Below are 10,913 nucleotides of genomic sequence, written 5' to 3' on the forward strand. Positions count from 1 at the left end.
GATCCTTATTTGTTTTCTATAACTTTAGTATACACGTTGCCGAAGCGATCTGTCACTTTCACTTCCATTTTAGCATTCTTATTGCGGGGAGTAGCATGAAAAAGATGTTCGGTAAGAACAGGGGAAATCCATTCATATTTCACCTGTTCTTTGTCAGAACAGATTGCTTTGGCTGCGGGATCATATCCTTTGTAGCGTTGCATTTCTCCCATTCGTTTTCCGTTTTCATACCATTCCACTTTCCACTGTTCGTCCCAGTTCCATACATTAGCAATTATATCGGAAGGGTGCTCGTCAGATGATCCGGCCGGATATACATGTAACTGATACTCTTTCGGGTAGCCTGCACTTTTATAAATCCATTTCACTTGATTCCCATCTACTTCATACACTCCGTACCCCCTCGGAGTACCATCCACATTGATGTCCGCACGCCACCAGGTACCGCATACGGCAGCCGTGTTATGCTCCATTAATGAGTCATTAAAGCATACATTCACATTAAAATGTGTATGTCCAGAAATGATGTGGGCATTATAACCTTCCAATAATTCGTACAGTGCAGCTGTGTTGACCGTTTCATCTTGATCCAGCGTGTTATATCTTAGCTTCTTCTCAAGACTGGAAGGAATGTGCATTACTACAAAGACAAGTTTGTCTTTAGGCACATAAGAGAGGTCTTTCTCCAGCCATTGGAAAGTACGTTCATCAATGTAACCTATATATTGATAGTCACGGTTGACATAAAAGCAATTATCAAGTACAATATAATGCGCATTTCCTTTATTAAAAGAATAGTAGATAGGGCCGAAATAACTTTCGAAAGTGCGATAAGAGTATTCAAAAGTACGTCCTCCATACGTCATGTCGTGATTACCGATTGTCCGATAAATGGGAATTTCTAATGATGATACCGTATTTATATAGGAAGGATATAAAGAAGGAGTGTCACCTACAATATCCCCGCAATCGATGCCGAATACTTCTTTTTTGCCTGTATACGGACGAATATATTCTTTCATGTCCTGCAGGTATTTTGCATAAGCTTTTACGTCATCCTCGGAAGTTACCTGCGCATCTGCCTGCACTAAAAACAGATGATTGATTTCATTTTGCAGATTTCTTACCAATTCAAAGTCGTAAACACCTTGCTTGGCAGGGTCCAGCTTTTGATAGAACACAGGGAGTGTTTGTTCTGTTTTCGGTAAATATCCGGAAGGAGTGGATAAATAGATGAAACGAACATCCCTGTTAGGAGGAAGAGTATATTGGCCTTGTTGGTCAGTCAGCATACAGTCTATTCCGTCGGTAACTACTATTCCCGGGATTCCTATCCCATTACAAGTCACTTTCCCACGAATTGGGTTAGAAGGAATCTGGGCTTGTAAATTCAAGCCCAGACCTATTAATAAAAAGAATTGTAATAAATATATTTTCATAATTAGTTGGTTAGTTCAAACCTTATTCTTCGATAGATTTCAGGTATTTATTAAAGCCTGTTTTAAAAGCGTTCCAATAGTCGTATTTCTTAACGTGACAAAGGTCGAAAGCAAAGAAGCCGTCACTGTTATTGATACAAGCATCAATAGCATCCGGTATTTTTGCAGATTGTCCTCCGTCAGTCCATCCGGTACTGTTACCGATATCCGGTCCACCTGCAAAAGGTACATCTCCCTGTAACAGCTCACGTCCATTCTTACAAAAACCTTCCATGGTCCATTCACCGCTTCCATATATATTGTTCACGGAAGCATAGGCACCCAAAAAGATATAGTCCAAATGGTCCGCATATCCATAATTCTTATAATCGGAAGTAGCCCATTTCGGATAATAAGCGGAAGTGTTGTATTTAGGGCTGGCCCAGTTCACACCTGATGTATAGTATGTTGAATACCAGGCACCGACATAAACTCCAAACTTGATATTGTTATTGACTGATTTAACTTTCTCACGTGCCTTTACTATGAAATCATGAATAACTTTCGCTCTGAACTCCAACCACTTCTTAAAATAGACAGGCTGGTCAGAAGGTATTTCATCCGTACCGGGTGCCATAATATCTGCCGGGAAGTTGGCTACAGTTTCACCGATGTATTCTTCGAACTTCTGTTTGGAGATATCTGAAAAATCACTTTCTAAACCGTAATCATCATAACGACAACGGTCTAGTATGATGCCGTCCAAATCATATTTAGCCAAGTCTGCCAACAACTGTAAAACAAAATTTTGTACATCGTCATTAGCCGGGTTGAAGAATTTTGCTCCATAATCAACTCCATCATCCAACAAATCCATTGTATTCGTTAGCCCATCAGCCAGATTAGCTACACTAGCCCATCCCTTTTTTGAATCATCACGGAATAGTACTCCATCATGCCCTAAATTGTACGGACATAAATAGCCACCTACAAAGGTATTGATAGATGCATTCACTTTTAATTCCTGTTTACGAGCCTCATCAATAAATGCTTGTAAGTAATCCCAAGTTTCGGTTCGCTCATAATAACTATACCCTGAATTACCCCATACATCCATACGCTTCACCTGATCTACGACATCAGTATTAAATAATACATCTCCCGTAGTGGGACGTACATCGACAATAATATCAGTAAAACCTGCCGCTTTTATCTTTGCCATATCTTTGGCTATGTTTTCCTTATTATTGGCATAGTCCGGAAAATTGGCAGCCGCATCAATCCAAATATATCGTGGTTTAGCTTCTTTGACATCTGGCTCTTCTGGTTTTTCTGTCGAATTATCATTCCACGGCCATCCGGGAATTCCATCAGAATCGTCACTACAGGAGGTTATTGTAACCGCTCCCAAGAAAGTCAATGCTAGTATTTTTAGAAATTTTCTCATATGATACTTGTTTTATTAGGTAGATACTGCCGATAGATTCGCAGTACTATTTTTTTATTTAAGAGTAACTACTGATGCTACGGATCTCTCGTCTCCGCTAGAGTCACTTGTTTTGATAGTCTCTTGTCCATTGACTAACATGCAACTGGAACCACCGCCATCCAGATTGATAGCATCCGTACATCCCAGTGCTTTCATGATGTTAGCTACATTTTCGGTAGTCATACCAGCAACTCCTGTTGTCATTCCATCTCCCTCACATACAAAAAGAATCATTTTTTTATCATTTGTGATGCCAATAGCAGAACGTGGTCTGTTTGCAGTGGCGCCAATGTCTGATAAGATCTCTTCTTCATATGTATTTTTAATATTCCCATCCAATAGAAGTACAGGTCCACCGCCTATTCCTGTTTTAGCATTTAAGACAGTTCCTGTAGATGGAAAGCTTTCATCAGGAGTTGTTTCTGATTTCACAGGTGATGGCTCCGAATACCAATAAGTGACATTGGATAATGTGGTGTAAGTCCACATTGATTTAAATGAACCATCATTCATTTCACAGAATGCAGCTAATACAGGATACCAGAATGGGCCGTTAACCCAATCTTCTGTTGTTACATCATTGTTCTTACACACCATCTCGCCATTACGCCATATCAGGCTTAATGAACCCTCATAGAAGAAACCTCCATTGATTACAATTGTGGAGTTGTTCTCTTCATAAAATTCTTTTGGCTTTTTCAATCCGGTCTTTTCTCCTAATACACCAAATGCTGCCTTACTCATATCACCTACCGCAATATAAGCTATCGCTTTTTTGCCTTCCAATGTTTCCGGTGATTTATATACATTGATATGTTCAGGCAAAGTTCCATAAGTGTCTTTCACATTGGTCCAGCCTAAATTTACAATATCAGGATTGGCTTCAACAGGTTCAGTTGGAGTCTCCGGCTCCGCCCATGGCCAATCCGGAATATCAGTGTTATCATCACCACATGCTATGAAAAACGGCAGTAATGATAATAACCATAACATTTTTTTCTTTGTTGACATATAGCTACTCCTTTAAATGATTTACAGATTTCTTTATCCCATATATGATGAATAGATACTTTCTCATCATATATGAGATAAAGAGATCAATTAATTATTTGTCGATACAATCAAACTCATATCCTCCGATAACCTTACAGTTGTTATCCACGTAGTAAGCACGGAGTTTATATCCATCTGTTGTCGGAGCAAGCAGTACATCACCTGTTGCAGCTATACCATCGGATGAATTGTATGAGGAAAGTGAAGGATTGAATGACAGAGCATCCGAAGTAGATATCGTACCCGTGAATGATCCGTCTGATGTTACGTCATACATATATAAGCATGTAGTTCCACCCCATTGCGGGAAATGAGCTGTACATACCAATACAAGATATTGCGCATTATTAAAGCTTCTTGTATCCAGACAGTTGTTATTCATTGCCCAAGAGTTACCATTGTCGGAGTCTTCCAGAGATTTACTTGCATTATTATTTGCTCCATTCACCCAATGAAGTATGTTAGGATCATAATATGACAAGAAATAATCACTTTGAGCAGTAGTTCCTTTAGTCACAACTTTAGTGTTTGATGCGGGAGCTCCCCAATTACCTACACCGTTTACTGAGATAACTTGAGGACTTCCCAATACGCCATCTGTTATAATCCAACGAACAAACTTATTGGAACCTGAACTGGCTGTTCCGTCACAAGTGGCAATAATAGAGGCATTGGTATTAATATCTCCTTGAACAGATACTTTCGTACCCATATCTAAACCTGTATTATTAGTATAAGTAGTCAATAAAGTCGGAGCTGTCGTAACAGAAGAAGTCTTATAGATAGAGAAAGACTTGCCATTAGTAGCCTTCGTTGCTAATAATATATTTCCCTTACTATCACTTGTCATACATCCTAAAGATGCAACATTCACACTACCCAAAGTTACATTACCAATCTTATTTCCTGTAGATGCATTATAATATGCAGGAGTTGTGGCACCATCACCCAGGCAAACCACCAAATTATTTCCGGTAACAGCCAAAGAAGGTGCATTTGCAGCAGTCCAAGGTAATCCGATGACTCCCATATCCAATTTAAATAATTCTGTCTCACTACCTTTTCTGTATCCGTAAGGAATCTTATCCGGTACTGCTTTTTGAACAGTATAAGTTTGCTTTGTCACTCCATCGTGAGCAATCACTGTAAGTTCAACAGGCGAATTAAAATTAAGAGACTCTGTTTTAGGATCCGGTGACATGGTCGCATGGGCTGACAATGAATAATCTGCCAAGCAAGAAGATAAATCTTCCGCAGAGATTAAAGATACGGTTTTGTGGTCTTCATCAATAATACCTGTAATGTCTTCAGACGGTATTGAGAAACTTAATAACTGACATTTAGTAGACTTGACTCTTTCACCTGTGATACAGATTTGTTTCTTATATCCTTGGGCGTCTGTATAAGTGAAATAATTCTCTTTAGTCAGATCCAGAATTGAAAGAACCGGTTCAATAGTACAGTTGGGTGCCAACTTTGCCTGAACTCTCATCGTCTTCATATATTCTGAAGTTTCATTATCACTATTTTCCGGATAATACCACGGCATAGGAATTACATACTTATCTACAGAAGCATCTGCAATAGTATACACCACAGCTTCTTTATCCACGTATGGCCCAGAAGTAAAGAGTGCAGTCAAGCTCGTGATTCCCTGTCTGTCCGCAGTAGGAAGCACATATTCCGGATCCTGGCAAGAAGTCGTGAGAGCCAAAACCCCTAATAATAGATATAGTATATTCTTTTTCATAATGTTTTCATTTTAGATTTATTGCCATTCTGCATATTGAGTTACCGCACCGTTATTGTCCAACTCTGCCTGTGGCATTGGGAAACGATACATCTTAGCCGGGAAATTACGATCTTTATCATCACATTCTGTATAGATATAAGTGAAAGAACTATTTGCATTTTTTTCTATTTTCATTCCATGAAGGCGAATGCCGGTAAATGCTGTCGCAGATAATTTCCAACGACGCATATCCCAATAATAATGTCCTTCATAAGCAAGTTCCACTTTGCGTTCCTGACGGATGGCTTTCATTAAATCATCCCCACTTTTGTCTGTGTAAGACAATCCCACCCTGTTACGAATGTCTTTTATATCCTTATTTGCCTTATCTGTATAGCCATTCAGATGATAACAGGCTTCTGCATGATTCAATAAGACTTCTGCGTAACGAATTTCTGTCCATGGCTGTGTACTGGCTTGTACGGAAGTAAAATTATGATCTTCATCTACCAATTTACGTAGATAATATCCGGTAGTAGAACGTCCTTCTGGTTTAGTATCTGTTTTCCATGCAGCCCAACCATCAGTACCGTTTACGAAAGATTCTATTGTTCTGCCTTTCCATGTTGCTCCATTATAAAGAATGGTAGCTTTAAAGCGTGGTTCTAGTTTATCATAAGGAGGAGTCGTTGTAGTACCTTCAGCAGTATGCCATGCACTCCAATCGGGGAAGCCACTACCATCTGCATATTCATACGATTCAACCATCTCTTGTGTCGGAGTACCGAATCCACCAGTCATGGAATTGCCATCCAATGCTTTATCACCTCCAGGAACCATATATCCATCAAAGTCATGAGTCACAGTGGAACTCTTATCATAACAATATTGTAAAATGGCTTCTTTGCTTCCTGCTTTAAAAGCATTTGAATAGTCTTCTTTTGCTTCTAGTTCATACCCCATTCCCATCACCTTTTCAGCTGCGATGCGAGCGTCATCCCATCTTTCTGCATACAACATGGCTCTTGATAACATTGCATAAGCTGCTCCGCTAGTAAGACGTCCGTTAGGAGTTTTATCAACAGGCAAATGTTCACCGGCATATTTTAAGTCGTTATATACAAAGTTCCATCCGTCGGCTTCCGAACTAACCGGCATATCCTTTTTTATATTATCCAAATTTTCATCGTATATAATCACTTCTTTATAACGTTTCAATAAATCAGTATAGAGATACCCTCTGAAGAAACGCATTTCAGCTTCCAAGCGTTCTTCATCAGTCTGACCAAATGAAGCATATTTCTTTAATTTATTGATACCTTCATTGACACGGCGCACATATTCGTACATTGTCGTCCAATTGCCCAGGTAAGTACTAACATAATTCACTGTGAGAACAGAACCTCCATAAGCTATTTCACTAGGAATCTGACATTTGGACATATAATTATAGGAACCATATTTAAGCTGGTCTGTCAAAGCCTCTGTCATTCCCGCTAAACATTGTCCGTCCCGATAGACTCCTAAATAATCTATATAGCGATAAAAATCGTTGACTGCCTGTTCTGCATAATCGAGTTTACTCCATACAAGTTTATCTGATGCTCTATCTGTTGGAGTCATGTCCAGATAATCACTACATGAGCCAAGCCCTAAAGAGGCTCCCAACAATATGATACTTAATACTTTTGTTTTCATAATAGAACTTTTAAAGGTTTAGAAAGTCAAAGTGATACCGCCCATAATGGTGCGTTGTTGAGGATAATATCCGTTATTTACTCCCGGAGATTCAGGATCGATTCCATCAGGAAGACCGCAGAGCGTAAATAAATTAGAACCTTCTACATAAATTCTAAGATTCTGAATGCCGACAGGACTCATCCATCTCTTGGGGAATGTGTAACCCAATTGTGCGGATTTGAGACGAAGGTATCTACCGTTACGCAACCAGAAAGTGGAAGCTAATCCATTATCTCCTCCATGTCCTTGATTACCTAGCGTAAGACGTGGGAATGTTCCATTCGGATTTTCTACTGTATATGCATTCTGAACTAAATATAATGGTGAGTTGGCACCTTCTTTAAATGCCTGTGTCCATACAGTGTTGTCGTCATAACCATTATAATAAGTACCCGTCAATGATACGTCGAACAATGCACCTCCAGTAAATTGTGCACTTAAATCGAATCCGTTCCAGGCGCAGTTCAAGTTCAAACCGTAAGTCAGTTCCGGACGATTACCACGTCCAACACGTGTTCTGTCATCTTCGTCAATTTTACCATCACCATTCAGATCTTTATACTTGATATCACCTACATTAGGACGAGTGCCATACCAGGCTGAATTGTCTATTTCCTCTTCCGAGCGGAATAGACCATCTGCAATCCACACAACAGAGGCATCTACACTACGTCCTGTACGTTTTCTCCATTCTACTGTATTAGGGCTATCCGGATAGCGGAGGTAGCGGTTTCTTGCAAATGTCAGATTGAAGCTCGCACCATAAGAGAATGGCTTACCTGCCAAATTTAATTTATTACGATGACTCACCGTTATTTCAACTCCTTTACTATCTACCTTATTGTAATTGGCATAAGTATAATAATATCCTCCCATGGATGGTGGATAATCACCTCCCATTGCTGTCAGGATATCGTAGGTGTAATTATAAAATGCATCGAATTCTACACCTAACAGACCATTCCACATGGTAAAATCAAAACCTGCATTGTAGGTTAAAGTGTTCTCCCAAGTCAGAGTAGGATTAGCTATAACAGAAGCACGCAATGCTTGCATTACTTTTCCATTCAAAATTGTCTGGTATGCATTTTTGTTGCTATCCATCAAATTATAAGTACTAAGGAATGCATATGGGCTCACTGCATCGTTTCCTAACAAACCAATGGATGCGCGAATCTTCATGTCATCCAGGAATGTCAAATCAGACATAAAATTTTCTTTGGATATTCTCCATGCTACAGATGCTGATGGAAAGAACGCCCAACGTTTTCCACTGACGTTACCCGCGAATTTATAAGAGCCGTCATATCGACCTGTAAATTCTGCGAGATACTTATTGTCATAGTCATATTTCAGACGGAAAACATAACCAATGCTACGATTTGCATCACTGTAGCCCGAGATTGGGGAGTCAGCCGGCTGGCCAAAACTTAATTCAGGAAGTTCGGAGAAACTCATATTCTTATTATATCCGGAGAAGCTATTTTCTTTATAGTCCCGGATTTCCGCTAATACCATTGCTTCCACATTATGCTTTCCGAAGGAGTTTGCATAGTTTATACTCCCTTGACCTACCATTTGATGAGAGCTGTATTGTCCTTCACCTAAATTTATTCCATTGGCTGTACCACGGGGATCATCTGCTTTAGACCAAGTCCAATCTGTTGTTGAAGTCGGCATTCTATATATGTATGTAGAATAAGGCGTATTCAGATTCTTATTATGAGAAGTTGTATAGTCATAAGCTCCGGTTACTTTCACGCTCAAGCCTTTAATCCAAGGTACATTATATTGTAAAGAGATGTTAGTCTGTAAATCAAAGCTATTAGTATGCTTATATCCAGATTCATAAATAGCAGCCAACGGACTGTTGGGCAGACTTGTGTTATTCTGTGTGGTAGCAGTATAAAGTCCGTCATATGTTTCCGGCAAATATGGATGCATCATTATAGTCTGATGTGCTACTGACAACCAGCCTTGTTCACCCAATTCGGAATTAGAATCTGTACCGCCCGAAGCATATCCCGGAGTTTCACGCTTACCGACATTTCCTGCAATACCTAAACTTAACTGAAAGTTCTTAGCCAGTTGAGTCTCGATATTAGTTCTTAAATTATATCTCTTGTAAGAGAAATTGTCAATGTTACCTTTTTGACCTAAATAACCTACAGAAGCAAAGTAACGCATCTTGTCACTACCTCCCTGTATGGTTACATTGTGTTTCTGATTAATACCGGTTCCGAATACTTTATCAATATAGTTAACATTATCCCATCCGTCAGTTGGATCACCATTCAACATTGCTTCCACATTCGCCTTTGTAAAAACGGGATTATATTGACTAATGTCTGAAATGCTTCCATTAGCCATTTTATCCATCATGTCAGCCATATTATAATAGTATGCGAATTGAGGTCCATTCATAAACTGCGGGAAGTTTGCATTCATAGATGCTCCTATCGAACCATTATAAGTGATTTTGGATTTTCCTTCCTGACCTTTTTTTGTGGTTATGATAATAACACCACCGGCTCCTTTTAATCCATAAACAGCTGCAGAAGCTCCATCTTTCAAAACTGATACACTTTCGATATCATTAGGATCAATATCATTAATAGAACGCGGCATTCCGTCCACTATATAAGTTACATTATAAATAGAGCCACGAACTCGTAATGTAGCTTGGTCGTCGCCGGGCTCACCAGATACTTGGACAGATGAAATACCTGGCAAGCGTCCGCCTAAAAGGCTCGACACATTGGTTGCCGGTGCTTTCAGCAGTTCATCACCTTTCACCGCAGATACGGCTCCGGTTAAAGATTGCTTCTTAGCAGTACCATATCCGACAACAATCACTTCATCCAAAGCTGCTACATCATCTTTCATAACCACATTAATGGTCGTCTGACCTGCTATCTTTATTTCCTGATTTGTCATTCCAACGTATGAGAATGATAAGATGTCTTTTGAGGCGGCTCGAATGCTGTATTTTCCATTTACATCTGTAATTGTGCCATTGGTAGTTCCTTTTACGACAACACTTACTCCTGGTAGGGGTTCTCCTATACCATCAGTAACAGTTCCTTTCACTAAACTCTGTGCATGACTACTGATAGCACATGCAAATAGTGCGTATATTGAAAATATAAATATTTTCAATATACGAGAGTTCTTCTTGATTTTTGAGTTAAACTCTGTCATAGAATTAATTTTTAGATTATTAATATAGATTGGTTAACATATCCGTTATTGTTTATAGCTGTTCCAATACCTTCCAGCATTGATATAACCCTCTTGGTACATGGAAACACCCTTTCCATTTTCCTCCTTTGAGTGGGAGTAACACTTCTCCTCTGCGGTTCAGGTATCCATACCATTCGGGATATTTGGTATCTTTGAAATGTGTCCATGTATAGTCATGTACTTTTTCAAACCATTCCAGGCATTGTTTGTCTCCCGTCAATTGATAGCCTTTCAACAA

The 10,913-nt window shown here is 39.4% G+C and carries 7 protein-coding genes; all 7 read right to left on the minus strand.

The window, feature by feature from the left end; genetic code table 11:
• Positions 1-5: 5 nt before the first annotated feature.
• Positions 6-1,439, minus strand: a complete 1,434-nt coding sequence (locus I2I04_RS22075) for a calcineurin-like phosphoesterase C-terminal domain-containing protein (RefSeq protein WP_195655881.1) — start codon at positions 1,437-1,439, stop codon at positions 6-8.
• A gap of 22 nt (positions 1,440-1,461) precedes the next feature.
• On the minus strand, positions 1,462-2,865 hold the full coding sequence (locus I2I04_RS22080; RefSeq protein WP_195655882.1) for an alpha amylase family protein: 1,404 nt from the start codon (positions 2,863-2,865) through the stop codon (positions 1,462-1,464).
• 54 nt (positions 2,866-2,919) lie between these two features.
• Positions 2,920-3,918: a phosphodiester glycosidase family protein gene (locus I2I04_RS22085; RefSeq protein ID WP_195655883.1), complete on the minus strand. Its 999-nt coding sequence runs from the start codon at positions 3,916-3,918 to the stop codon at positions 2,920-2,922.
• A gap of 94 nt (positions 3,919-4,012) precedes the next feature.
• Positions 4,013-5,710: a DUF5018 domain-containing protein gene (locus tag I2I04_RS22090; protein ID WP_195655884.1), complete on the minus strand. Its 1,698-nt coding sequence runs from the start codon at positions 5,708-5,710 to the stop codon at positions 4,013-4,015.
• An 18-nt stretch (positions 5,711-5,728) separates the two neighbouring features.
• On the minus strand, positions 5,729-7,390 hold the full coding sequence (locus I2I04_RS22095) for a RagB/SusD family nutrient uptake outer membrane protein (RefSeq protein WP_195655885.1): 1,662 nt from the start codon (positions 7,388-7,390) through the stop codon (positions 5,729-5,731).
• Positions 7,391-7,408: 18 nt separating this feature from the next.
• The gene (locus I2I04_RS22100) at positions 7,409-10,633 is read right to left on the minus strand and encodes a SusC/RagA family TonB-linked outer membrane protein (RefSeq protein ID WP_195655886.1); all 3,225 of its coding nucleotides are present in this window, start codon (positions 10,631-10,633) and stop codon (positions 7,409-7,411) included.
• A gap of 52 nt (positions 10,634-10,685) precedes the next feature.
• Positions 10,686-10,913 (minus strand): AGE family epimerase/isomerase (locus tag I2I04_RS22105; RefSeq protein WP_195655887.1); only part of this gene is annotated, 228 nt, incomplete at its 5' end.

The organism is Bacteroides sp. 1001136B_160425_E2 (genome assembly GCF_015559655.1).
Taxonomy (GTDB): Bacteria; Bacteroidota; Bacteroidia; order Bacteroidales; family Bacteroidaceae; genus Bacteroides; species Bacteroides luhongzhouii.